Annotated in this window: 25 protein-coding genes, 1 tRNA gene and 1 pseudogene; 8 read left to right on the top strand and 19 right to left on the bottom strand. The window is 65.8% G+C overall.

Features of this window, described 5'->3' with window-relative positions:
* Positions 1 to 212: 212 nt before the first annotated feature.
* The 3 genes from ACP7A3_RS02495 to ACP7A3_RS02485 are packed head-to-tail and all read right to left on the bottom strand — an operon-like array spanning position 213 to position 1,326.
* Positions 213 to 308, bottom strand: a complete 96-nt coding sequence (locus ACP7A3_RS02495) for a hypothetical protein (RefSeq protein ID WP_426254846.1) — start codon at positions 306 to 308, stop codon at positions 213 to 215.
* A complete protein-coding gene (locus tag ACP7A3_RS02490) occupies positions 296 to 1,000 on the bottom strand; it encodes an SDR family oxidoreductase (protein WP_426254845.1) in 705 nt (234 codons plus the stop codon). Before ACP7A3_RS02490 ends, ACP7A3_RS02495 begins: the two co-directional genes overlap by 13 nt.
* A complete protein-coding gene (locus tag ACP7A3_RS02485; RefSeq protein ID WP_426254844.1) occupies positions 997 to 1,326 on the bottom strand; it encodes a nuclear transport factor 2 family protein in 330 nt (109 codons plus the stop codon). The genes ACP7A3_RS02490 and ACP7A3_RS02485 overlap by 4 nt, the downstream gene beginning before the upstream one ends.
* A 96-nt stretch (positions 1,327 to 1,422) precedes the next feature.
* Between ACP7A3_RS02485 and ACP7A3_RS02480 the strand changes: the two genes are divergently transcribed.
* From ACP7A3_RS02480 to ACP7A3_RS02470, 3 genes are all read left to right on the top strand, one after another.
* Entirely contained in the window at positions 1,423 to 2,334 is a 912-nt protein-coding gene (locus tag ACP7A3_RS02480; RefSeq protein ID WP_426254843.1) for a LysR family transcriptional regulator, read from the top strand.
* A gap of 1,071 nt (positions 2,335 to 3,405) precedes the next feature.
* Entirely contained in the window at positions 3,406 to 4,863 is a 1,458-nt protein-coding gene (locus ACP7A3_RS02475) for a benzaldehyde dehydrogenase (RefSeq protein ID WP_426254842.1), read from the top strand.
* A gap of 39 nt (positions 4,864 to 4,902) precedes the next feature.
* Positions 4,903 to 6,021 (top strand): NAD(P)-dependent alcohol dehydrogenase, encoded by a 1,119-nt coding sequence (locus tag ACP7A3_RS02470; protein ID WP_153007073.1) that lies wholly within the window; start codon positions 4,903 to 4,905, stop codon positions 6,019 to 6,021.
* A 45-nt stretch (positions 6,022 to 6,066) separates the two neighbouring features.
* Here the strand turns inward: ACP7A3_RS02470 and pcaF are convergent, their stop codons facing one another.
* From pcaF to ACP7A3_RS02415, 11 genes are read right to left on the bottom strand one after another with little or no spacing between them, the layout of a single operon-like run.
* Complete coding sequence (gene pcaF, locus ACP7A3_RS02465; protein ID WP_426254841.1) at positions 6,067 to 7,269, bottom strand: 3-oxoadipyl-CoA thiolase; 1,203 nt, start codon at positions 7,267 to 7,269, stop codon at positions 6,067 to 6,069.
* Positions 7,270 to 7,273: 4 nt separating this feature from the next.
* Complete coding sequence (pcaD, locus tag ACP7A3_RS02460) at positions 7,274 to 8,050, bottom strand: 3-oxoadipate enol-lactonase (protein ID WP_426254840.1); 777 nt, start codon at positions 8,048 to 8,050, stop codon at positions 7,274 to 7,276.
* Positions 8,050 to 8,700 carry a 3-oxoacid CoA-transferase subunit B gene (locus ACP7A3_RS02455; RefSeq protein ID WP_426254839.1) on the bottom strand — a complete coding sequence of 217 codons (651 nt, stop codon included), beginning with the start codon at positions 8,698 to 8,700 and terminating at the stop codon, positions 8,050 to 8,052. Before ACP7A3_RS02455 ends, pcaD begins: the two co-directional genes overlap by 1 nt.
* Positions 8,697 to 9,410 carry a CoA transferase subunit A gene (locus ACP7A3_RS02450; protein WP_061779865.1) on the bottom strand — a complete coding sequence of 238 codons (714 nt, stop codon included), beginning with the start codon at positions 9,408 to 9,410 and terminating at the stop codon, positions 8,697 to 8,699. The genes ACP7A3_RS02455 and ACP7A3_RS02450 overlap by 4 nt, the downstream gene beginning before the upstream one ends.
* 10 nt (positions 9,411 to 9,420) lie before the next feature.
* Positions 9,421 to 10,197 carry a benzoate diol dehydrogenase BenD gene (benD, locus tag ACP7A3_RS02445; RefSeq protein ID WP_058752205.1) on the bottom strand — a complete coding sequence of 259 codons (777 nt, stop codon included), beginning with the start codon at positions 10,195 to 10,197 and terminating at the stop codon, positions 9,421 to 9,423.
* The gene (gene benC / locus ACP7A3_RS02440) at positions 10,194 to 11,225 is read right to left on the bottom strand and encodes a benzoate 1,2-dioxygenase electron transfer component BenC (RefSeq protein ID WP_294305420.1); all 1,032 of its coding nucleotides are present in this window, start codon (positions 11,223 to 11,225) and stop codon (positions 10,194 to 10,196) included. The genes benD and benC overlap by 4 nt, the downstream gene beginning before the upstream one ends.
* 24 nt (positions 11,226 to 11,249) lie before the next feature.
* Positions 11,250 to 11,738 (bottom strand): benzoate 1,2-dioxygenase small subunit, encoded by a 489-nt coding sequence (benB, locus tag ACP7A3_RS02435; RefSeq protein ID WP_061779862.1) that lies wholly within the window; start codon positions 11,736 to 11,738, stop codon positions 11,250 to 11,252.
* Positions 11,735 to 13,111 carry a Rieske 2Fe-2S domain-containing protein gene (locus tag ACP7A3_RS02430; RefSeq protein WP_426254838.1) on the bottom strand — a complete coding sequence of 459 codons (1,377 nt, stop codon included), beginning with the start codon at positions 13,109 to 13,111 and terminating at the stop codon, positions 11,735 to 11,737. Before ACP7A3_RS02430 ends, benB begins: the two co-directional genes overlap by 4 nt.
* A gap of 19 nt (positions 13,112 to 13,130) precedes the next feature.
* Positions 13,131 to 14,024, bottom strand: a complete 894-nt coding sequence (locus tag ACP7A3_RS02425; protein ID WP_426254837.1) for a dioxygenase — start codon at positions 14,022 to 14,024, stop codon at positions 13,131 to 13,133.
* Positions 14,025 to 14,083: 59 nt separating this feature from the next.
* On the bottom strand, positions 14,084 to 14,374 hold the full coding sequence (gene catC / locus ACP7A3_RS02420; protein ID WP_426254836.1) for a muconolactone Delta-isomerase: 291 nt from the start codon (positions 14,372 to 14,374) through the stop codon (positions 14,084 to 14,086).
* A gap of 3 nt (positions 14,375 to 14,377) precedes the next feature.
* Positions 14,378 to 15,535 (bottom strand): muconate/chloromuconate family cycloisomerase, encoded by a 1,158-nt coding sequence (locus ACP7A3_RS02415; protein ID WP_426254835.1) that lies wholly within the window; start codon positions 15,533 to 15,535, stop codon positions 14,378 to 14,380.
* A gap of 109 nt (positions 15,536 to 15,644) precedes the next feature.
* On the opposite strand from ACP7A3_RS02415, the gene ACP7A3_RS02410 reads away from it, so the two are divergent.
* The 4 genes from ACP7A3_RS02410 (at position 15,645) to ACP7A3_RS02395 (ending at position 19,472) form a co-directional block, all read left to right on the top strand.
* Entirely contained in the window at positions 15,645 to 16,580 is a 936-nt protein-coding gene (locus tag ACP7A3_RS02410) for a LysR family transcriptional regulator (protein WP_426254834.1), read from the top strand.
* Between the two features lie 226 nt (positions 16,581 to 16,806).
* The gene (locus ACP7A3_RS02405) at positions 16,807 to 17,436 is read left to right on the top strand and encodes an OmpW/AlkL family protein (protein ID WP_426254833.1); all 630 of its coding nucleotides are present in this window, start codon (positions 16,807 to 16,809) and stop codon (positions 17,434 to 17,436) included.
* A gap of 29 nt (positions 17,437 to 17,465) precedes the next feature.
* Positions 17,466 to 18,251 carry an alpha/beta fold hydrolase gene (locus ACP7A3_RS02400; protein ID WP_426254832.1) on the top strand — a complete coding sequence of 262 codons (786 nt, stop codon included), beginning with the start codon at positions 17,466 to 17,468 and terminating at the stop codon, positions 18,249 to 18,251.
* Between the two features lie 18 nt (positions 18,252 to 18,269).
* Entirely contained in the window at positions 18,270 to 19,472 is a 1,203-nt protein-coding gene (locus ACP7A3_RS02395) for an FAD-dependent monooxygenase (protein WP_294201644.1), read from the top strand.
* Between the two features lie 197 nt (positions 19,473 to 19,669).
* Here the strand turns inward: ACP7A3_RS02395 and ACP7A3_RS02390 are convergent, their stop codons facing one another.
* The 5 genes and pseudogenes from ACP7A3_RS02390 to ACP7A3_RS02370 form a co-directional block, all read right to left on the bottom strand.
* Positions 19,670 to 19,807, bottom strand: a complete 138-nt coding sequence (locus tag ACP7A3_RS02390) for a hypothetical protein (protein WP_426254831.1) — start codon at positions 19,805 to 19,807, stop codon at positions 19,670 to 19,672.
* Positions 19,808 to 20,150: 343 nt separating this feature from the next.
* Positions 20,151 to 21,017, bottom strand: a complete 867-nt coding sequence (locus tag ACP7A3_RS02385; RefSeq protein ID WP_426254963.1) for a hypothetical protein — start codon at positions 21,015 to 21,017, stop codon at positions 20,151 to 20,153.
* A 163-nt stretch (positions 21,018 to 21,180) separates the two neighbouring features.
* Positions 21,181 to 21,315 (bottom strand): annotated as a pseudogene (locus ACP7A3_RS02380) (DUF6538 domain-containing protein); the annotation flags it as partial.
* A 79-nt stretch (positions 21,316 to 21,394) separates the two neighbouring features.
* Positions 21,395 to 21,470 (bottom strand) — tRNA-Glu (locus ACP7A3_RS02375).
* Positions 21,471 to 21,554: 84 nt separating this feature from the next.
* On the bottom strand, positions 21,555 to 22,928 hold the full coding sequence (locus ACP7A3_RS02370) for a class II 3-deoxy-7-phosphoheptulonate synthase (RefSeq protein ID WP_294215419.1): 1,374 nt from the start codon (positions 22,926 to 22,928) through the stop codon (positions 21,555 to 21,557).
* A 132-nt stretch (positions 22,929 to 23,060) separates the two neighbouring features.
* On the opposite strand from ACP7A3_RS02370, the gene ACP7A3_RS02365 reads away from it, so the two are divergent.
* Positions 23,061 to 24,104: a hypothetical protein gene (locus ACP7A3_RS02365; RefSeq protein WP_426254830.1), complete on the top strand. Its 1,044-nt coding sequence runs from the start codon at positions 23,061 to 23,063 to the stop codon at positions 24,102 to 24,104.
* Positions 24,105 to 24,144 lie beyond the last annotated feature (40 nt).

Genomic DNA, 24,144 nt, shown 5'->3' with positions numbered 1-24,144 from the left:
GATCTGAAGTGTGCCGTGGAAGCTGCCAGCGGTCGCGACCTGCGCTCGCTCATTACACGCTGGGTAGATGGCGAGCCGCCGCTGCCGCCTAACTTATGAATCAACGTCCGCTTTGCATAAGCTTCGCCAAGAAGCTGAATGACCATAACTGGGTTAAGGCGAGGACAGCCTAGGCCGTTGCTCGCCGTCCGGGGCGAGCAACGGCCAGATGCTCAAACGGTGCGGATCGTCCCGCCGTCGATGACGAACTCTGCGCCGTGGATCGCGGCGGCGCGGTCGGCGGCGAGATAGGCGATCAGGTCGGCCACCTCGTCAGGTTCGGCTCCCCGGCCGATCGGAATCCCACCCAGCGCGTCGAGCACGGACCGGCGGGCGTCTTCGAGCGTGCCGCCATTGGCTGCCTGAAGCCTCGCGAGAAGTCGCCTGTGGCGTCCGTCATGATCCAGCCGGGCGACACGGCGTTGACCCGCACACCCTTCGGCCCAAGCTCCTTGGAGATCGACTTGCTATAGGTCCGAAGTGCCGCTTTCGCGGCGGCGTAACCGGTCGTCGAATCTGGCAGCGGAAGAACGGACTGGATTGAGGTGACATGCACCACAACGCCGTCGCCCCGCTCGACCATCTGCGGGATCAGCAGGCGATCGAGCCGCACGGTTGCCAATAGGTTCACGTTCAGCTCGGCAAGCCAGTGTTTGTCGGTCAAGGCGGTGAAGCCACCAGCCGGCGAGGCCGAACCACCGACGACATGAGCGAGGATGTCGATCCCGCCCAGCCGCTGGAGCGCTTCCCTGGCACATGCCGCGCCGCCGTCAGGCGTGGTCAGGTCCGCCTGGACGTAGTCGACGCCATCGATCGTGTCCTTGATTGCCCGCGCAGCCGTGATGACCCGTGCGCCGCCGGCCAGGAAGCGTTTGACGGTCGCGCGGCCGAGGCCCTTGGTTCCCCCGCTGACAAGCACACGCTTGCCGGCAAATTCGGTGGGATCGATCGTGATGCTCATACGGTGATCTCCAAGGTCTCGATGGCACCGTTCGTCAGATGAAAGCGGTAGGTGAAGCGGAGCGGACTGCCCGGGAAGTCACCGTGCGCGGGACCTTCGACGACGACAGCGCCGCCCTCTTCCCGGACGCTGTCGGGCGTGAAGATCGCCTTCACCGGGATCACGTCGTCTTCGAGCAGCTGCCGAATGGCCGGCCGTCCTTCGAACCGCTTGCCGTTATCAATGACGACGGCGTCGGGCTGGAAGGGCGTCAACATGCCGTCGACATCGAGACGGGCGTTCGCCTCGACATAATCGGCGATGGGGCTGGGTAAGTCCATGGACATGGTCATCTCCTCGCTGGCGATGACCCCGATCTAGCGATGGACATTCCACGTGATAATTGAGACAAATCGGCATAGCATGTCACGGAAATCGGGATAATGGGTCGTCATTCGCTGATCGAACTCGAGGCGGTGCTTGCCATTGTCCGGTGTGGCTCGTTCCGTGCGGCGGCGCTCGACCTCGGCCTGTCGACGACCGCGATCAGCAACGCGGTGGGCAAGCTCGAACGCGAGCTGGCGGTGCGGCTGTTCAACCGCACCACGCGCAGCGTCTCGCTCACGCACGCCGGGCGAATTTTCGTCGGACAGATCAAGCCCGCGCTTGAAGACATCCAGAAGGCGATGAACACCGCACGCTCGCAGCAGGAGGTGCCATCAGGCACGTTACGCATAAACGCCTTCGCGACCGCGGCGCGGGAAATCATGGCGCCTCTCATCTTGGCCTATCTACGGCGTTACCCGCAGGTGCATATCGATCTCGTCACCGAGGGACGGCTGGTCGACGTCGTAGCAGCGGGCTTCGATCTGGGGGTGCGTAGCGCTGACTTCGTGCCGAGCGACGCGATCGCCATCCCGCTGGGTCAAGTTCGCCGCATGGCCGTCGCGGCGTCACCCGCCTTTTTCGAAAACCGGACGATACCCCAGGTGCCGCAGGAATTGCTGAGCTACCCATGCCTGCGCATCCGCTTGCCGAACGGCGCCCTGTTCCAATGGCGCTTCGAGAAGGACGGCGAGGAACTGCAGATCGACGTCGTGGGGCCGATCACGCTCGACGAGGCCTCACTGTCGCGGATTGCAGCGACGAATGGCATCGGGATCGGCTATTTCATGGAAGCGGACGTTCGCGATGATATCGCGGCGGGCCGGCTCGTGCGCATCCTCGAAGACTGGACGCCGCCGCTTGAACCGCTGTGCCTGTACTATTCCAATCGGCGCAATTCCTCGGCGGCCTTGCAAGCCTTCATCGCGCTTGCCCGTGACTTCGCCGCTGGACGCCTCGTGCAGTCCTGAGCGTGACTGCTGCGGGCGATGCGATAAACACCCTCCTACAGATGACGCGTGTCACGATGTGCGATCCGGGGCGGCTTGTTTGCTTGCGGTAATGTCGTCCGACGGACCAGGCGGATGGCGTCCGCCTGTCGTCGTCAACTGACATGAACTGACGAGCTATCTGATCAACTATTACGGGCAGCCGTTCATTGTGGCGGGGCTGGGTAACAAGATGCGTGAGTGGTGCGACGAGGCAGGCTTGCCGCAATGCAGGGCGCACGACCTGCGAAAAGCCATCGCTCGGCGCATGGCCGCGGTCGAGGCAACGCAACAGCGATGAAGGCTGTGGGCGCCTGGAAAGGGGATGCCGAGGTGGCGACTTACGTAGCGGACGCGGCGCAGGAGCAGCTTGCCGAGGCGGCTATCGCGAAGGTCGTCAGCCAGTTTTTGGACGAGCGCGGGTCGTGACTTTGCCTAACCGCCTTGCCTACCGTTTATCCAACCTGTCCGCGAATCACGCATTTGCGCCAATCCAGCGACCGGCTGGTGACCCCTACGGGAGGGATGTCACAATGACAAAAAGCGCGGATTTGCGAGCTTTTTGCGTCTGACGATCAGCCACGCTGTACCTGCTTGCTGTACCAACGCGGTTGAGAGGGATAACTTAGCGTGTCGGACGGCGAGGACAAGATTAATGGCCTTCTCCATTACCCGCGCGTTGTTCACCGGGCAGGAATAAATACACCCAACAACCTTGCAGGTATCGACAGGATATAAAGTTGGTGTTGGACGGAAAGCACCGGCTCCGACATGCTTGCCTCCACAAAAGCGAGAGCTTCGGACCAGTCGCAACAACAGAATGCGACATACCATGGAGAGGAAGCGGATGATGGGTATCATGCCATTCCGACGGCATTCGGTATGCCGGCCGCGCCGGGGATGTTCGGCGGGTCTGGTGGAGGGCTCCGACAGCTGTGGGCGCCACCAGCGCATGGCCCACTTGATCCATGCTACCGTTCATGCCTGACCAAAGGCGCGAGGGCCCTCGGTACCGCGCCATCTAATATTTGAACGATCATGATGGAGAGCGAAATGACATCCCTGCTCGACGCCGCGCATCTCGACGGCCGGTTCTTCGACGGACACTGGATCGAGGGCGGCCAAGGCTATGACGTCCTCGAACCGGCGACTGGCGCGGTTTTGGCACGGGCCGCCTCGGTCGATGCCGCCACGGTCACCAAAACGGCGACGGCGGCCCGCGCCGCGCAGCAGGGCTGGGCCGCGGCGACGGCGGATGTCCGGGCGGGCGTTTTCGTGCAGGCGGCGGCGCTGGCGAGGGCGCATGCCGAGGAGATCGTGACCTGGACCATGCGGGAAAGCGGCTCGGTGCGCGCCAAGGCGGAGTTCGAGCTGGCGATCACGATCAAGGCGATCGAGCTGGCGGCGGCGATGCCGAATCAGGCGCAGGGGCTCGTCCTGCCCAGCGAGCCGGGGCGGCTGAGCCTGGCGCGCCGTCGTCCGCTGGGCGTGGTCGGGGTGATCGCGCCGTTCAACTTTCCGCTCTATCTGGCGATGCGCGCGGTGGCGCCCGCGCTGGCGGTGGGCAATGCGGTGGTGCTCAAGCCCGACCCTCGCACCGCGATCTGCGGCGGACTGGTAATCGCGCGACTTTTCGAGCTGGCGGGTTTGCCCGCAGGCGTGCTGTCGGTGCTGCCCGGCGGCGGCGAGGCGGGGGCGGCTTTGTGCGCGGACCCGAATGTCGCGATGATCCAGTTCACCGGCTCGACCGGGGCGGGCCGAAAGGTCGGCGAGGCGGCGAGCCGTCACCTCAAGAAGGTCTCGCTGGAACTGGGTGGCAAGAACACGCTGATCGTGCTGGACGATGCCGATCTCGACCTCGCGACGCGCAATGCGGCCTGGGGGGCATGGCTGCATCAGGGGCAAATCTGCATGACGGCGGGCCGCATCCTGGTGCATCGTGCGATCTTCGACGCCTTTGCTACCCGACTGGCCGAGAAGGCGAAGGCGCTGCCCGCTGGAGATCCGATGTCGGGCACGGTGGCGGTCGGTCCGCTCATCAGCCAGCCGCAGCTCGACCATGCGCTCGACATTCTCGATCGCAGCGTCGCCGCCGGGGCGCGGGTGATGGCGGGCGGCACCGTTCAAGGTCTGTGTCTGGCACCTACGGTGCTGGACGGGGTGAAGCCGGGCATGGCGGCGTTCGAGGAGGAAATTTTCGGCCCCGTCGCGGTGCTGGTGCCGTTCGACACGGACGACGAGGCGGTCGCGCTCGCCAACGACACCGAATACGGCCTGTCGGCGGCGGTGATCTCGAAGGATGTCGGCCGAGCCATGGCGCTGGGCGAACGGCTGCGCGCGGGCCTGCTCCACATCAACGACCAGACGGTGAACGACGAGGTGGTCAACCCCTTCGGCGGGGTGGGCGCTTCCGGCAACGGCTCCGCGATCGGCGGCCCGGCCAATTGGGAGGAGTTCACCCATTGGCAGTGGGTGACGGTGAAGGGCGCCGCGCCCGCCTATCCCTTCTGACCGCCCACCCAACCACATATCATGATGCAGGAGACGATAATGACCGAGATGCGCAGCATCACCACCGCCGTGGTTCGCGACCAGGGCGCCCCCTTTGCGATCGAGGAAGCGAAGATTGCGTCACCGCAAGGGGGCGAGGTGCTCGTGCGGATCGTGGCGGTGGGGGTGTGCCACACCGACATCATCGTGCGCGACCAATATTACCCGGTGCCGCTGCCCGCCGTCCTCGGCCATGAAGGCGCGGGCGTGGTCGAGGCGGTGGGGCCGGGCGTGACCGCCGTCGAGCCGGGCGACCATGTCGTGCTCAGCTTCGCGTCGTGCGGCGTCTGCGGTCCGTGCCTGACCGGCCACCCGGCGCATTGCGGCGACTTCTTTGCGCTGAACTTCGGCGGTGGCCGCAAGGACGGCTCGACGGCCACGTGCGATGCCCATGGCGGGGCGCTGCACGATCACTTCTTCGGTCAGTCCTCCTTTGGCAGTTTCGCAATGGCGCACGAGCGCAACATCGTGAAGGTCGCGAAGGACGCGCCGCTGGAACTGCTCGGGCCGCTCGGCTGCGGTATCCAGACCGGGGCAGGGGCCGTGCTGCGCGCGCTGGAAGTGCCGTCGGGCGCGAGCTTCGCCGCGTTCGGGTCGGGCGCGGTCGGGCTCAGCGCGATCATGGCGGCGCGCGTCGCGGGCGCGACCACGATCATCGCGGTCGACGTGACGCCCAGCCGACTCGACCTCGCGAAGGAGCTCGGCGCCACGCATGTCGTCAACAGCCGTGAGACCGATGCGGTGGAAGCGATCCGCGAGATCACCGGCGGCGGCGCGGACTTCACGCTGGAGAGCAGCGGTCGGCCAGAGGTGCTGCGCCAGGCGATCGACGCGCTGACCATCATGGGGACCTGCGGCATCGTCGGCGCGCCCAAGCTGGGCACCGAAGCGAGCTTCGACGTGAACATGGTCATGGTGCCGGGCAAGCGCATCATGGGCATCGTGGAGGGCGATGTCGTGCCGCAGGTCTTCATCCCCGAGCTGATCGCGCTCCACGCCCAGGGGCGCTTCCCCTTCGACCGGCTGGTGAAATTCTACGACTTCGCCGATATCAACCAGGCGGTCGCGGACAGCGAGAGCGGCGTGACGATCAAGCCCATTTTGCGGCTGCCCGCCTGATGGCAAAGCGGGCGGGGGACGCCGTGCCCCCGCCCGTCTCGGGCGTCAGACCCGTTCGATCATCAGGGCAATGCCCTGGCCCACGCCGATGCACATGAAGGCCAGCGCATAGCGCCCTTGCGTCTGGTGCAGTTCCTCGACGGCGGTCATGACGATCCGCGCGCCCGACATGCCCAGCGGATGCCCCAGCGCGATGGCGCCACCGTTGCGGTTCACGCGGGGATCGTCCTGCGCCAGCCCCAGGTCGCGCAGGGTCGCGATCGCCTGGCTGGCAAAGGCCTCGTTGAGTTCGATCACGTCGACATCGTCGATCGCGACGCCGGTCAGGCGGCACAGCTTGCGCGCCGCTTCGATGGGGCCGACGCCCATGATGCGTGGTGCGATCCCGGCGGCGGCCATGCCCAGGATGCGTGCGCGGGGCGTCAGGCCGTATCGCCCCGCCGCCGCTTCGGACGCGACGATCATCGCGGCCGCCCCGTCGTTCAGTCCGGAGGCGTTGCCCGCCGTCACGGTGCCGTCGGCGCGGACGACCGGTTTCAGCTTGGCGAGCACCTCAAGGCTGGTCGCGCGCGGATGCTCGTCCTGCGTGACGATGCGCGGCTCGCCCTTTTTCTGGGGGATGGTGACGGGGACGATCTCGGCCGCCATCCGGCCGCTGGCGATGGCGGCGGCGGCCTTTTGCTGGCTGGCCAGCGCGAAGCGGTCCTGATCCTCGCGCGAGATGCGCCATTGATCGGCGACATTCTCGCCGGTCTGCGGCATCGTGTCGACGCCGTACGCCGCCTTCATCGCCGGGTTGACGAAGCGCCAGCCGAGGGTCGTGTCCTCAATCTTCTGTGCGCGGTCGAAGGCGGAGGCGGCCTTGCCCATGACATAGGGCGCGCGGGTCATGCTCTCGACACCGCCCGCGATGATCAACTCGGCATCGCCCGAGCGGATCGCCTGCGCCGCGCAGCCGACCGCGTTGAGGCCCGATCCGCACAGCCTGTTGACCGTCGTGCCGGGCACCGCTTCGGGCAGTCCCGCCAGCAATACGGCCATGCGCGCGACGTTGCGATTGTCCTCGCCCGCCTGGTTGGCGCAGCCGAGGATGCTGTCGTCGACCGCGCTCCAATCGACGCCCGGGTTACGCTCGACCAAGGCGCGGATCGGCACGGCGGCGAGGTCGTCGGCGCGGATATCGGCCAGCGCGCCGTTCAGGCGCCCGATCGGGGTCCGAACGGCGTCGCAGATGAAAGCGGCGGTCATGGGGTCAACTCCGATGGTTCAGGATAGCGTCGGCCAGCGCATCGGGCGCTTCGAGCGGCGCGAGATGGGCGGCGGGAAGGGCGACATGCCGCGCGCCGGGAATGGCCGAGACCAGATGCTCGCCATGGCCGACATAGGGCGTCGAGCTGTCGCGGTCGCCCGAGATCACCAGGGTCGGACAGGCGATCCCACCCAACCGATCGGCCAGGGCCATGTCGCGGATCGCGGCGGCACATCCGGCATAGCCCTCGGCCTGCATGGTGAGCAGTCCGCGACGGATCGTCGCCGCATGGCCGGGCCGCTCGGCGATGAAGGCGGGGGAGAGGAAACGCGACATGGCCAGATCGACGATCCCCGCCATGCCGTCGCGCCGGACCGTATCGACGCGCGTGGTCCATGCGGCACGGTCCATCGTGGCGGAGGTGCAGATCGGTATCAGGCCCGTCACCCGCTCCGGCCTGTCCAGCGCCATCTGCATCGCGATCATGCCGCCCAGCGACACACCAGCGACCTGGGCGCTATCCCATCCGGCCGCGTCCAGCACCGCCGCGACGTCACGGGCCAATCCGGCCAGGCTATAGTCGCCCGGCGGCGCGTCCGACGCGCCATGCCCACGGGTGTCGATCCTCAGCAGCGTGGCGTGTTCGCGCAGCAGCGGCAGGACCGGGCTCCACAGGTCCATGTCGGTGCCGATCGAATTGAGCAGTACGAGGCGCGGCCGATCGGTTTCGCCCTCGACCTTCCAATAGATACAGGTCCCATCGGATGTGACGAACGGCATCAGGCGACGCCTTCCAGCATATCCGCCGCGAACGGTGCCCCGGTCTTGGCGCGGACCTCATCGAGCGTCACGCCCGGTGCCAGTTCGATCAGCCGCAGCCCCGGCTTGTCGCAGGCCATGACGCACAGGTCGGTGATGATCAGGTCGACACAGGCCTTGCCGGTCAGCGGCAGCGTGCATTCGGACAGGATCTTCGGGCTGCCGGTCTTGCTGGCATGGTCCATCACCACGACGATGCGCTGGACGCCCGCGACCAGGTCCATCGCGCCACCCATGCCCTTCACCATTTTGCCCGGAATGGTCCAGTTGGCGATGTCGCCGCCCGCCGATACTTCCATCGCGCCCAGCACCGCCATGTCGATATGGCCGCCGCGGATCATCGCGAAACTGTCGGCGCTGGAGAAGAAGCTGGAGGTCGGCAGCGTCGTGACCGTCTGCTTGCCCGCGTTGATCAGGTCCGGGTCCGCCTCTCCCTCGTAAGGAAAAGGACCGATGCCCAGCAGCCCGTTTTCGGACTGCAGCGTTACGTCGATCCCGGCGGGGACATGGTTGGCCACCAGCGTCGGGATGCCGATGCCGAGGTTGACGTAGAAACCGTCCTGAAGCTCGCGGGCGGCGCGCGCCGCCATCTCATCACGCGTCCAACTCATGCCACATCCTCCCGCGCGCGGGTCGTCAGTTTCTCGATACGCTTCTCGTTGATCGTGCTCAGCACGATGCGATCGACATAGATGCCCGGCGTGTGGATGGCGTCGGGGTCGAGCGCGCCCGCTTCGACGATCTCCTCCACCTCGACCACGGTCACCTTGCCGGCGGTCGCCATGTTCGGGTTGAAGTTGCGCGCGGTCTTGCGGAACATCAAATTGCCCGCCGGATCGGCCTTCCACGCCTTGATGATCGACAGGTCGGCGCGCAACCAGGTCTCGCGGACATAATCCTGCCCCTCGAACGTCTCGACCGGCTTGCCCTCGGCGACGACCGTGCCGACGCCGGTCTTGGTGTAGAAGGCCGGGATTCCCGCGCCCCCGGCACGGATGCGCTCGGCGAGCGTGCCCTGCGGGTTCAATTCCAGCTCCAGCTCGCCCGAAAGATATTGCTGCTCGAACAGCTTGTTCTCGCCCACATAGGACGAGATCATCTTGGCGACCTGACGGCTTTCCAGCAGCATCCACAGGCCGAAGCCGTCCGCCCCGGCATTGTTGGAAATGACGGTCAGGCCCTTGACCCCGCTCGCGCGGACTTCCGGGATCAGGCTCTCGGGATTGCCCGACAGGCCGAACCCGCCCGACATGATCGTCATGCCGTCGAACAACAGCCCGTCCAGCGCCGCGGCGGGCGAGGGGTAAATCTTGCTCTTCATATCGCTCCAGTCAGCCCAGATCGCCACCGGCCACGGGCAGGACCGAGCCGGTGATGTAGGAAGCCTCGTCCGAGGCCAGGAAGAGGATCGGCGCGATCTGCTCGTCCAGCGTGGCATAGCGCCCCAGGAAGGTGGAGCTGGTGACCTGCTCCACCGCCTCGGCCATCCAGGCCTGTTCGCGGGTGTCGTCGCCATTCGGGTTGCGTGGCACGATGCGCGGCGGTGCCTGCGTGCCGCCGGGCGCGGTCGCGACGACGCGGATGCCCGCCGCGCCATATTCCATTGCGAGGGCCTGGGTGAGGGCGTTGATCCCGCCCTTCGCCGCCGAATAGGGAACGCGCCGGATGCCGCGCGTCGCGTTGGACGACACGTTGACGATCGTGCCGCCGCCCTGGCCCAACATGATCGGTAGGACGGCGTGACAGCCCCACAGCGTCGGCATCAGCGAACGGCGGATTTCCGCCTCGATCTGCTCCGGCTCGAAGGCGGCGAAGGGACGCATGCGGATCGCGCCGCCGACATTGTTGACGAGGATGTCGACGCGGCCAAAGGCGGTCACCGCCGCTGCCATCGCGGCGGCCGCTCCGTCATGGGTTTCGAGGTCGCACACGAAAAACGCCGCCCGCTCGCCCGCTTCCCGCGCGACGTCGGAAACGAAGTCGGCGCGGTCGACCAGCAGGACGGCAGCACCCTCGGCGGCGGCGCGCAGCGCCACGCCGCGGCCGATGCCCTGGGCGGCCCCGGTCACCACCATCACCTTGTCGCGAAAGCGTCCGGCGAATGTCATGCCGCCACCGCAACCGGCGCTTCGCTCGGCGCGAATTTTTCATAGTGGAAATGCCGGGGCTCGACGCCCTTGTCGCGCAGGAAGCCCCGCACCGCCTCGACCATGGGCGGCGGCCCACACAGATAGATATCGCAATCGCCCGCGTTCAGATGCGTATCGGTTAGATGATCGGTGACATAGCCTTTCAGCGGATGCGCGCTCTCGGGATCGGCGACGCACGCGGTCCAGCTCAGCGAGGGGAGGCGGCCTGCCAGCGCCTCGATCCGTGGGACCTCGACCATGTCGCCGTCCCGGGTCACGCCGTAGATCAAGTGGAGCGGCTGGTCCGTCCCGGTATCGGCCAGCACCTCCAACATCGACAGGATCGGGGCCAAGCCGGTGCCACCCGCCAGCAGGATCGTCGGCCGCTCCACCGCCCGCAGGAAGAAGCTGCCTTGCGGGCCGACGAAGCTCATGCGCGCGCCGGGCTTGGCCATGGATGTCAGCCATCCGCTCATCAGCCCGCCGGGCATGTTGCGGATCAGGAAGCTGGCCTCCGCCGCGCCGGGTTTGGAACTGAACGAATAGGCGCGGTGCTGGTCCGTGCCCGGCACCGCCAGATTCACATATTGGCCGGGCAGGAAGCCGAGCGCAGCCGGATCGTCCAGCCGCAGGGTGAGGAGGATCGTGCTGTCGGACACCAGGTCCACCGCCGCCACCGCGCCCTCATGCACGGCGGGCTTCACCTTGCAGGCGGAGGAGGGGACGGGCACCGCGACGACGCAATCGGACGAGACGCGCATCTGGCAGGTCAGGACCAGCCCTTCCTCCGCCTCGTCGGCGGTCAGCGCCTCGTCGATATAGTCGTCGCCGAGATCATAGGCACCCTGTTCGCAGCGGCACTTGCAGGTGCCGCACACGCCGTCGGAACAGTCCATCGGCAGGTTGATCCTCTGGCGGAACGCGGCGTCCAGCACCGTCTCACCCGGGGCGCAGGTGATGAAGCGCGTCGCGCCATCCTCGAAGTTCAATGCGATACGGTAGCCCATGATATCCTCTCCGGGCGCCGGGCATCAGACGTGATAAACGTCGATCACCTGGCGGATATAGTCGTTCTTCAGGACGACCTTCTTGTTGGTGATGAGCGGCTGCGCGCCGGTCGCGTCGATCGTGTAGAAGGACGTGCCGAAGAAGCTCAGCGTCTCGTTGTAACGGTGGCTCAGCGTGTGCCAGTTGAACCGCACCTGCATCTGCCCGTCGGCCTCGCCGAGGATCTCGACGTTCGAGACGGTGTGGTTGGTGCGCGGCTCGGGCATGCTCGCCCCCGATCGCTCGGTCTTGATCCGGAAGACGCGGTCCTCCAGCCCGGTGCGATCGGGATAGTAGATGAGCGAAATCTCGCGCTGCGGATCTTCCACCAGCATGTCGTCATCGTCCCAGGCGGGCATCCAGAAGACTGCGTGCGGGGCGTAGCATTCCAGCCACTCGTCCCATTGCCGATCGTCGAGCAGCCGTGCCTCGCGGTAGAGGAAGGCGAGGAGCCGGTCGTAGGTCAGGCTCATGCCGCTACCTCCAGCCGGTCGACCGGGCGCAGCTTGGCACCACCATTCCCGCCGCCGTCACGGTCGATCGCGGCGATCAGCGACTGCGCCCAATATTCATGCTGGCGGACGAACAGGCCCTCGTCCTCGCTGCGCTCGCCGCTGAGCAGCGGTTCGATGCCCATGGCGCGCGCGTTTCCGTCCGGTCCGGCGATCCAACGCGTCGCCCCGCGGCTCAGGTCGTTCCACAGTTCGCCCGCGCCCTCATAGGCTTTCTGGCAGGAGCGGAATTCCTCCAGATCGTCGGGTGTGCCCATGCCGCTGACGTTGAAGAAATCCTCATATTGCCGGATGCGCAAGGCGCGGTCGGCGTCGCTCTCGCCCTTCGGCGCGAAGCAATAGATGGTCACTTCAGTGCGATCGACCGAGATCGGGCGGACGACGCGGATTTGGGTCGAGAACTGGTCCATCAGATAGACGTTGGGATAGAGGCACAGATTGCGTGTCTGCCCGACGATGAATTCTGCGCGCTCCTCGCCGATCCGCGCCGCCAGCGCCTCGCGATGCGCATAGATCGGGCGAACCTCGGGGTTAAGCAGCTTCGTCCAGAGCAGGATATGGCCGTGGTCGAACGCATAAACGCCGCCGACGCTCTTGGACCAGCCATCGACATCGACCGCCTTGATCGAGTCCTCCGCGCGGCGGTTGGCGGTCGCCGCATAATTCCAGTGGACCGCACTGACATGATAGCCGTCGGCACCGTTTTCGATCTGCAGCTTCCAGTTGCCGTCATAGACATAGGTCGAACTGCCGCGCAGCACCTCCAGCCCGTCGGGTGCCTGGTCGACCATCTGGTCGATGACCATGCGCGTCGAGCCGAGCCAGTCCTCGAGCGGCGGCACGTCGGCGTTCAGGCTGCCGAACAGGAAGCCGCGATAATTCTCGAACCGGGCGACGCGGGTCAGGTCGTGCGACCCCTCGGTGTTGAACCCGGCGGGATAATCGCCGGTCTTGCCGTCCTTGACCTTCAGCAGCTTGCCCGCATTGCTGAAGGTCCAGCCATGGAACTGGCAGGTGAAGCTGCCCTTGTTACCGTGCTTGCGACGGCACAGCATCGCGCCGCGATGCGCGCAGGCGTTGATGACAGCGTTCAGCGTCCCGGTCTTGTCGCGGGTGATGATGATCGGCTGGCGACCGATATGGGTGGTGAGATAGTCGTTATTCTCCGGGATCTGGCTTTCATGCGCCAGATAGACCCAATTGCCCTCGAAGATGTGCTGCATCTCCAGCTCGAACAGCGCGGGGTCGGTGAACACGTCGCGGCGGCACCGGAAGGCTCCGGTGGCGGGATCGTCGACGACAGCGGTGGCAAGGCGTTCGCGAAGGTCGGTCATGACAATATCCTTCCGGGGATCAGGCGACGGCGAGACGGGCGCGGTGCGAGAAGGCTTCCTCCTCGGCATCGTCGGCGCGCTGGAGCTGGAAATCGAAGGCGATGTGCGCGGTGTCGCCCTGGCGGTTCGGCACCGGCAGCAACCCCTCGCGGGTGCCGAACGCGAAGTCGTCGGCGGCAAAGGGGTCGTCGCCGAAATTGATCTGCGTCGTCAGTTGGCGATAGCCGGGTGCCTCGATGAAGAAATGGACATGGGCCGGGCGGTTGCCGTGGCGGCCGAGCACCTGCATCAACCGATCGGAGGCACCGCCGGGTGGCACGCTATAGCCGTTGGGCATCTTGGAATGGAACGCATAGCGCCCATCGTCGCCCAGCCGGATGCGGCGGCGGTTGTTGAACGGCGTCTGCTCGCCGGTGGGGTCGAAATGCGAGTAGAAGCCCTTGGAATTGGCGTGCCAGACATGGAGGATGGCGTTCGTGACCGGCTCGCCGTCCGGTCCCGTGACCCGTCCGGCCATGTAGAGCGTGTCGGTATCGTCGGGATCGTCGGTCAGGTTGGCGTCATTGTCGACCAGCGGCGCGCCCTCGACATAGAGCGGCCCCTCGATGGTGCGGGGCGTGCCGCCGGTCTTGCCCGCCTCGGCGTCCTTGGCGTCCATATAGAGGTCGAGGAAATGTTCGAGGCCGACGCCCGGCATCAGCAGCCCGAACTCGCCCGCACCGTTCTGGAGGAAGTTGACCGCGCCCCAGACTTCGTTCTCGTCGATGTCGTGCTTGACGATCAGCACCATCAGCGATTCCACCAGATCGCGCAGGATCGCCTTCGCGCGCGGATCGCCCTTGTCCGAGGCCGTGCCCGCGACGCGATAGAGCAGATCCTGGATGGCGGGGGTTTTCACGAAGCTGATATCCATCACACTCTCCTATATTCTGTCTGTCCGGCCGCTCGTCGGCGGTCGTGCGGTTCCGATCGTCAGCGGTCGTCGTCGTGGAGGGACGAGGGGTGACGGCACAGCGCCGTCACGCGGATCGTCATGAAGGGGTAGAGCGGCAGGCTCATCAGGATGTCGTGCAACTCGGCATTGGAGCCGACATCGAAGATGCTGACATTGGCGTATTGGCCGATCACCCGCCAGATGTGGCGCCAGGTGCCCGCGCGTTGCAGCTCCTGGAAACGGGCCTTCTCGGCGGCCTTGAGCCGTGCCGCTTCCTCGGCATCGAAGCCGAGCGGAATGTCGACATCCATTTCGACGTGAAACAACATGGTTCAACCTCTTCCCGCGACGACATGAAGGGTAGGGGAGCGACGGTCGCGTCGGTGGAACGCGACGCGGTCCTCGTCCAGCGCGATGCCCAGGCCGGGGCCGGTCGGCACGCTCAGGTGGAAATCGGCATAGTGCAGAGGCTCGGCCAATATGTCTTCGGTCAGCAGGAGTGGGCCGAACAACTCGGTCCCCCAGGCCAGAGAGGGCAGGGTAGCGAAGAGATGCGCCGACGCCGCGGTGCCGACCCCGCCCTCCAGCATCGTACCTCCATAGAGCCCGACGCCGCCCGCCTGCGCGATCGTCGCCACGGTATGGGCGGGGAGCAGGCCGCCGGACTGGGCGATCTTGACCGCGAAGACCCGCGCCCCGCCGCATGTCGCGATGGCGAAGGCGTCGGCGGGCCCGTGCAGTGCCTCGTCCGCCATCAGCGGGATGACATGCTTGGCGGACAGCCGCGCCATCGCGGCATGATCGTGGCGCGCGACCGGCTGTTCGACCAGATCGACGCCCGCCTCCTCCAGTAGCTTCATGCCGAGATCGGCCTGCGCCTCGCTCCAGTTCTGGTTGACGTCGACGCGCACGCTGCCCCGGTCGCCCACCGCGCGCTTGATCGCGGCGACATGGGCGACATCGGCGCGAACGTCGCGCTTGCCGATCTTGAGCTTGAAGATGTTATGCCGCCGCTCGGCGAGAACCCGTTCTGCTTCCTCGATGTCGCGCGCGGTATCGCCGCTGGCCAGCGTCCAGGCGATGGGCAGCCGATCGCGGACCGCGCCGCCGCCGATCAGCGTGGAGACCGGCACGCCCAGTCGCTTGCCCGCCATGTCGAGCAAGGCCGTTTCGACCGCGCATTTCGCGATGTGGTTGCCGAAGACGCTCTTGCCGACCTTGGCGATTGCGGCGCCGACCTGCGTCGGGTCGCAGGTCTTGAGAACGGGAGCGATATAGGTTTCGATGGTGAGCTTGATCCCCTCCGGGCTCTCCTCGCCATAGCTGAGGCCACCGATGGTCGTGCCTTCGCCGATCCCCTCGACGCCGTCGGAGTCGCGCAGGCGCACCAGCACGATCGACTGGTGGTACATGGTCGCCATCGCGAGCACATGTGGCCGGATCGTCGGGATATCGACGATATAGGTATCGAACTCGGCGATCGTGGCCATGACCTCTTCCTAAGCAGTTTGGTTCGAATTCCCTCTTCAGCTATGCCCGCCACTCTGGACGCGCAAAGATCATTATGGTCTTCTGGCGATACTTTGAGGGTATACGGTGATGGACCTGCGTCAGCTTCGTTACTTCGTCACGGTTGCGGCGGAGCGGAACTTCAATCGCGCGGCCGAGCGGTTGCATATGGCGCAGCCGCCGCTCAGCCGGTCGATCCAGCAACTGGAGGCGGAGGTCGGTGCGGCGTTGATCGACCGGACGAGCCGGCCGCTGTCGCTGACCCCGATGGGGCAGTTGTTCCACGATCAGGCGGTGCAGGTGCTGCGGCGTGTGGATGACATGCGGACGATGATGGATGCCGCGATCGCGACCGACCGGCGACGCTTCACGATCGGTTTCGTCGCCTCGACCATCTATGCGCGCCTGCCGGCCTTGATCCGCGAATTTCGCGCGGAGATGCCCGATGTCGAGCTGACCCTGGTCGAAAGCTCGACGCTGGACCAGATCGCGGCGCTGAAGGAAGGGCGGATCGATATCGGTTTCGGTCGCATCCGTTTCGACGATTCGGCGGTGCGGCGTACCGTTCTTCGCCGCGAAGCGCTGATCGCGGCGGTCCCGATCGGCAGCGCGCTGGGGCGGGACGGTGCGCCGGTGTCGCTGTCGGCGCTCGCGCGCGAAAAGCTGGTTCTCTATCCCAGCGCGCCACGCCCCAGCTATGCCGACCAAGTGCTGTCGCTGTTCCACGACAATGGCTTGAGTCCGAACCGGATCGTCGAGGCGCGCGAGTTGCAGATCGCGATCGGCCTGGTCGCGGCGGAAGAGGGAGTGGCGGTGATCCCGGAGTCGGTGCGCAAGGCGCGGACCGAGGATGTACGCTATCTCGATCTGATCGAGCCCGCTTATTCACCGATCATCATGAGCCACCGGGTCGGCGACCTCTCACCGGAAATCTGCTCCTTCCTTAGGATCATCGCCCGCAAATACGTGGATTGGGGGTATGGCGTGCCCGAAGCGCTGCTCGCCGAGGAGCATCTGATAGCCTGATCCGACCAACCTTCCAGGTATGAACGCCATATAGAGTTGGTCTTGGACGCACGATGCGCGCCCCGACATTCTGCCCCCCACGAAAGCGAAATCGCTTCGGGACAAGTCGCACGACAGATAGCGACGGCAGATGGAGAGGAAGCGGAAAATGGCTTCAATACCATATGGATATACGCGAGCCTTGCGAAAGGGCGGGGTGCTCGCCGGTGTTGCGGGATTGTGCCTGATGCTGCCGAGCGTGGCGCAGGCCCAGCAGTCGCCGGACGGCAAGGAGCGGCGATTCTATGTCCGGCTCGGCGCGGCGCGTGTCATGTTCGACGAAAAGGCCGATGTGAAGCTCGCCGGGCAGCCGCTGCCGGGCGCCAACGCCACCGCGTCGAACAACAACGGCGTCAGCCTCGATATCGGCTATTTTCTGACCCCCAACGTGTCGGTCGCGGCGACCGTTGGCGTGCCGCCGACCAGCACGCTGACCGCATCGGGAACGCTGGCGGGGGCGGGCACGCTGGGTAAGGTGACCTATGGTCCCGGCCTCTACAGCGTGCGTTATCATTTCGGGCGTCCGGGCGGGGTGCGGCCTTATATCGGCGGCGGCCTGAACTGGACGATCATCTTCAAGACCGAAGACGGCGTGCTGAAGGATTTCCGCACCAGCAATACCGTCGGTCCTGCGATCACGGGCGGCATCGATGTGCCGCTCAACGAGCGGATCGGTGTGTTCGGCGCGGCCAGCAAGGTCTGGACCAGCACTAACGCCCGCTTCCGGCTCGGCACGCCGAACGGCTTCGTGCCGGGTACGGCGCGCGTCCAGCTCAATCCCCTCATCGCGCAGGTCGGCCTGCAATATCGCTTCTGATCTCTTCGGCTCGAACAGGAAGACATGTCATGACCGTTACCGATATCATCCTGATCCATGGCGCCTGGAATCGCGGCGCCTGCTATGACGCGGTCGTCCCGCTTCTCGAAGCGCGCGGCTACCGCGTCCATGCGCCCGACCTGACCGGCCATACGCCCGGCGATGGCGGCCATTTGTCGGTCGTCGACATGGAGCATTATACCCGCCCCGTCGCAGACATCCTGGCGCGGGCCGAGGGGCAGTCGATCCTTCTGGGGCACAGCATGGGCGGTGCATCCATCTCGTGGCTGGCGCAGCACCATCCCGACACGGTGGCCGGGCTGATCTACCTGACCGCGTTCCTCACCGCGCCCGGTGTTACGCCGGAAACCTTCGTCCTGCCCGGCGAGCCCAACCGGGGCACGCCGCACGCGCTGGAACTGATCCAGCCGGTCGACGAGGGACGCGGGCTACAGGCGGATTTCTCGCGACTGGAGCGGTTCCGCGAAGTCTTCATGGGCGATTATCCCGGTGAGGGAATGCCGCCTGCCGAGCAGTTCATCCAGACGCAGTCGACCGTGCCTTTCGGCACGCCCAATCCGATGGAGGGCCGCGCGCTGGAGATCCCGCGCCTCTATATCGAGGCGCTGGACGATGTCGGGATTCCGATCGCCGTGCAGCGTCAGATGCAGAAGGAGTTTCCCGGTCCGGTCGCGGTCGTGTCGCTCCTGGCCAGCCATGCACCCTATTACTCGATGCCCGAACGGCTGGCCGAGGCGATCGCCGATTTTGCCGATGCCCCGGCCGAGTATCGCCAGACGGCGACGGCCGCGTAAGGACCACGGAGGCTATCCATGAAGATCGCGATCATCGGCGCCGGTATCGGCGGATTGACCCTCGCGCTGGCGCTTCGGGCGCGGGGGATCGAGGCGACGCTGTACGAACAGGCGGCGGAACTGAGCGAGATCGGCGCGGCGGTCGCCCTGTCGGCCAATGCCACCCGTGAGCTGCAAAGGCTGGGCCTGATCGACCAGCTGGAGCGGACGGGCGTCGAGCCGACCGAGCTGATCTACCGCGACGGGCTGTCCGGTGATCGCCTTGCGGCCCATGCGGTGCGCAAGGGCGGTGCCTATCGCGATCGGTTCGGCGCGCCCTATCTGGGCATCCACCGCGCCGATCTGCAGACTACGCTGGGCCGCGCGGTCGGGGCGGAGCATATTCATCTGGCGCATCGGCTGGAGCGGATCGAGACGGTGGGCGAACGGGTGGCGCTTCACTTCGTCGGACGCGATCCTGTCGAGGTCGATATCGTCGTGGGCGCCGACGGTGTTCGCTCCATCACCCGGCAATGGGTCGGCGGACAGCCGCTACGCTATTCCGGGACCAGCGCGTTTCGCGGCATCGTGCCGGTCGAGCGACTGAACGCTTTGCCCGATCCCCAGGCGATTCAGTTCTGGATCGGCCAGGATGCCCATCTGCTGCATTATGCGATCGGCAGCGATGGCGGGCACGTCAACTTCTTCGCGGTGGTGGAGGGGCCCACCGCCTGGTCCGGTAGCGGCGGGACGGTGCCGATCGAACCGGGGGAAGCGGTGGCGGCCTTCGCCGACTGGCATCCGGCCGTCCGGCAAATGGTCGCGGCGGGCGATGTGGAGCGTCGCTGGGGCCTGTTTGTCGCGCCGCCGCTTCGCCACTGGCATCGCGGGCCGGTCGTGCTGATCGGCGATGCCGTCCATGCGATGCTGCCGCATCACGGGCAGGGCGCGAATACGACGATCGAGGATGCCATCACGCTGGCGACCATGCTCGACGGACTGACGTCGTCCAACCGCGACGCACGCTTTGCCGCCTATCAGAAGGAGCGCGCGCTGCGCACCCGCCTCATCCAGCGCAGCTCATGGGACGCCAATCGCGCGCTCCATACCGATGCGGGCCTTCCCGATGCGACCCGGCACCGTGCGATGCATCGCTTCCCCGAACGCTATGGCTGGATTCACAAGTTCGATGCGTCCGCGCGATTGTCAGGCGTCCCAGCCAGCCGTGCGATGGGCAACTGAGGGAATTGGCCCGGATCACGCTGATCTCAGCCAGCGTATGATGGCTATTGCCGGCAGGTTCCTGGGTGGTTGGGGGGGGGCGGGCGAGATGACGATGCCTCTCGATTATAGAAGCGGACCTGCCGTGATATTCGGACAGGGAGGGTGGAGAAACATTACTTCGGCTGTCCTAATTCCGCGGTCGTCCACTGTATGGATTAAGGGATGCTTTTCCCGCGTGTTCGTCGGAAACACGCCTTCATCGATCCGATGGCCCAGTCGATCGCGGCGTCGAACAGCTTCAGCCCGTCGGCTGAGAGATTGGTAAAGCCGTCGTTGCCCATGAACAGCATCACGCGCCTAGCCGGTGAACGAACGGCGGAATTTGGGAAGCCGGGTCGGGGCCCGAGCGTCGGAGTATGGGTCTTTTGCTCGCCAGCATCCGGCCCTCATCTCTTTATAAGCGGGAGATTGCACCGCCATCCCGCCCCGCCGAATGATGCATAATTTCGTCAGCATGTCACGCTTGGCAGCGTCAACGCCGCAGTTCAGCGCTTGAGATTGTTAACCCGCCCGGAGTAGAGATGATGTGTTCGCCAGAAGGCGGACCGAGGCGTGAGAACCTTGCGATTAGTAGCCGAATGCCCGGCGAACCAGTTTCGGCCGGGAGGCGGACGCGTATGTCCAAGGTCTTCGGGCCTAAAGGCGTTCGCGCTCGTCTAATCGCGGGTTCTCAACTTCCGGCTCACGGGCCGGCACCGCCTCGTCAACAGGGGCGGTGCCGCCGGTCTTGGAATAGCCGAGGATCGGCACATCGCGGCCCTCGTTGCGGCTGATCCACTTCTGCTTTTTGGCGAAGCTCAGCAGTGCCTGGATCGCACCCACCCTTTTCTTGAGCGTCGCAGGGCTGACTCGGGGCGTATCGGAATGCCGATGGCGCTCGAGGCGTTCGGTAAAGCTCAGTTCGCGATCCGCGCGCGGCATGGAGGCGGGCAGATGAGCCGCTTCGTCGCGATAATCGAGGAGGTCGTTGTTGACGACCTCCTCGACGGGGATGTCGCCGATGAAATCGATGAAATCGCGTGCGGCACCCTCATACTCGTGCGCGCTCTGCAGGGAGGGCTGCATCACCGCCTGCCAGTCCGCGAACAACTCCATCAGGCGCAGGTCGGGGCATAGGCGGCCCGAGGTCGGACGACGCTTGCGGGCCTTGGGCGCTTCGACCGGCACCGCGTCGAGATAGATAATGATCGCGGCCTCAATGCCCTCGGGGAGGTCGGATGCGGTGGTCTCATTGTGCCGGGCGATCTGGCTGACGAGACGGCCAATTTGTTGGTTTCTGGCATCGAGCCGGAAGCTTTCGTCGCCCCAGCGCCAGATTGTACCGGGCGCATGGCCCAGAGTCGGCTTGCGTCCAGGATGATCGCGGAATAGTGCGGCGTTGTTGCTCAGTTCCCCACCATTGCTGATCACGCAGTGGAGCAGGGGAACTGCATCCGTTCGGGGTCGCATTCCACAGCCCCCGATCGAGTTCCAGCCTGGCCAGTAGCAGCCGTTCTTCTCCATCCAGTCCGCCAGTCTTGATGTCGGGGCCTTGGAAATAGGTGGCTACCATTTCGTCGGCACGATCGTGCGCGGAAGGGCAGGGGCTGCCCGTCGCTTTCAGCCGGGTCCGCGCCTCTTCAAACCGCTGTTCAAGTGCGGCGTTGGCCTGGAGGAAGAGCACCGTTGCGTCGCTGCCATTCTTGGTGCCCAGCGATACCTTCCACAGCGCCTTGCCGTCGAATGCGGGGCGCAGCTTCTCGGGAATCTGTCGGCGCAGGTAATAAACGCCGGTCGAAGGGTGTTTCCAGGGTGTCGCCATGAGGGCCATTCAGTGCTCGCTGTACCTGCGAGCGGCAAAGAATGGCGTAATCGCGCGATTCTGCGCTCTTGAGCGCAGATGGTGACCCCTACGGGACTCGAACCCGTGTTTTCGCCGTGAGAGGGCGACGTCCTAGACCGCTAGACGAAGGGGCCGTGTGCGGTGGAGGGGCGCGTCTAGGCTTGGGGGCGGGGGGCGTCAAGCGGGTTTGTTGACGCCCCCTTCGCGAATGGCTGCGATCAGGCGGCGGCCTTGCGGCGTTCGGCCATTTCCGTGTTCAGCATTTCCGCGAGCAGGAAGGCGAGTTCCAGGCTCTGGCCGGCGTTGAGGCGCGGGTCGCAGTGGGTGTGGTAGCGATCCGCCAGGCTCTGTTCGGTCACGTCGATCGCGCCACCGGTGCATTCGGTGACGTTCTGGCCGGTCATTTCGGCATGGATGCCGCCCGCATGTGTGCCTTCGGCGCGGTGAACGTCGAAGAAGCCGCGCACCTCCGCGAGGATGCGGTCGAAGGGGCGGGTCTTGTAGCCGGTCGCGGCCTTCACCGTATTGCCATGCATCGGATCGCACGACCAGATGACGGGATGGCCTTCGCGCGTCACGGCGCGGACGAGCTTGGGCAGATGCGCCTCGATCTTGTCATAGCCGTAGCGGGTGATGAGCGTCATGCGACCGGGCACACGACCCGGATTGAGCGTGTCGAGCATGCGGAGCAGCGCGTCGGGATCGAGGCTGGGGCCGCACTTCACGCCGATCGGGTTGCCGATCCCGCGCAGGAACTCGACGTGCGCCGAATTTTCGAAGCGGGTGCGGTCGCCGATCCAGAGGAAGTGTGCGGATGTGTCATACCAGTCGCCGGTGAGCGAATCCTGGCGTGTTAAGGCCTGTTCGAACGGCAACAGCAGCGCTTCGTGGCTGGTGTAGAAATGCGTCTGCGACAGCTGGGGCACGGTTTCGGGATCGATGCCGCACGCCGCCATGAAGTCGAGCGCTTCGCCGATGCGGTCCGCCGTTTCCGCATATTTGCGGCTCCACGGGCTGCGGCCCATGAAGTCGTGCGTCCAGCGATGCACCTGATGCAGGTTGGCATAGCCGCCCTGCGCGAAGGCGCGCAGCAGGTTGAGTGTCGCCGCCGATTGCGAATAGGCGCGGATCATCCGCTGCGGATCGGGGATCCGGCTTTCGGGCGTGAAGGCGATGTCGTTGACGTTGTCGCCGCGGTAGCTGGGCAGCTCGACGCCGTCGATCACCTCGGTCGGGGCGGAGCGCGGCTTGGCGAACTGGCCGGCCATGCGGCCGAGCTTCACCACCGGCAGCTTCGAGGCGAAGGTAAGGACGACCGCCATTTGCAGGATCACGCGGAACGTGTCGCGGATGTTGTTCGCGCTATGCTCGGCGAAAGACTCGGCGCAGTCGCCGCCCTGGAGCAGGAAGGCCTTGCCCTCCGCGACCTTGGCCAGCTCCGCGGTCAGGTTGCGCGCTTCGCCGGCGAAAACGAGCGGCGGAAAGCTCGCGAGCGCGTCCGTCGCGCGCGTCAGTGCCGCGGCGTCGGGATAGTCGGGAAGCTGGCGGGCTTCGGCGCGGGTCCAGCTGTCGGGGGCCCAGTTCGCGGCCATAATGTCGTCCTTCGGGGTGTAAACGTCGCGGCACATGCGCCCAAAACGGATTTTGCGCAATGAAGGAACGCTTGGGGGGCGTATCGATCGGCCGGTGGCGTGCTATGTACACGATACAGATGGGAGGGGGCGATGATGCGGAAACGACTGGCGGCGGTGCTGATCGGAACGGCGATGATGGCCGGCGCGATGGCGTCGGCCCGCGACCTGCCGGTGCCGGCGGACAAAGGTTGGCGCCATGCCGAGACGGGCGTCGCCCTCATGGCGCAAAACGCGGGACTGACGCGCACGGCGCTGACCGACGCGACGCAGGGTGAGTTCGATGTCGCCGCGCAATATCGGGCGCCCGACAAGAGCGTCACGGCGACCGTCTATATCTTTCGTCCCGCGATCGCCGACGTCGGCCTGTGGTTCGATCGGTCGCAGACGGCGCTGGAGACGCGTGCCGAGTTCCGCAATGCCGCGCCCGCGAGCGCCGATCCGCTTGGCTTCGCACTGCCGGGTGCGACGGCGGGATCGGCGCTGCGCCAGACCTATGCCAATGCGAGTGGAGCTTATCGCAGCACGGCGCTGGCCGTCATGCCGCTGAACGGCTGGATCGTGGCGATCCGCATGAGCGCGACGACGCTGACGGCGGACAAACTTGATGCGGAGTTGCAGCAATTCATCGCGGGCATTCGCTGGCCCAAGGTGGTGGCGGCCGGCACGGCGGCAAGGCTGGTAAAGCCATGCGCGACGCCGCTGGTGTTCGGAAAGGCGAAGCAAGTGGCGGCGGGCGCGGGCGACCTGCTGATGTCCCTGATGCTCCCGAGCCTCGCTGCGAGCGAAAAGGCCAAAACGCCTGCCAAGGCCGATGACGCACCTTTATGGTGTCGGGACGGCGAAGGTCGCACCGAATATGGCGTCTATCGCAATATGCGAGCCGATCAGGGCTACACGATGGCTCTGTACGACGGCGGGCGCTCGGTGAGCGTGTTCCCCTCGATCATGGGGCAGATCGATAAGACAGGCACGTACAGCGTCTCGCTGACCGACGTCGATGGATCGACGTCGGTCCTGCCCTCGTTCAGCGCGATGCCGCAGCCCAAGCAGGTGTGGGCAATGGTGTCGCAGGGCAAGGTGCAGGGCAGGGCGGTCGGCAAGACGATCACGCTCGATGCGAAGGCGTTGAAATAGTGCGACGGCCGGTTCCGCTGCGTCGCGCGCTGCCGTAAGG

Source organism: Sphingomonas sp. DC5200-1, from assembly GCF_049897245.1.
Taxonomy (GTDB): Bacteria; Pseudomonadota; Alphaproteobacteria; order Sphingomonadales; family Sphingomonadaceae; genus Sphingomonas; species Sphingomonas aquatilis.
This window is presented reverse-complemented; position numbering and strand designations above follow the sequence as displayed.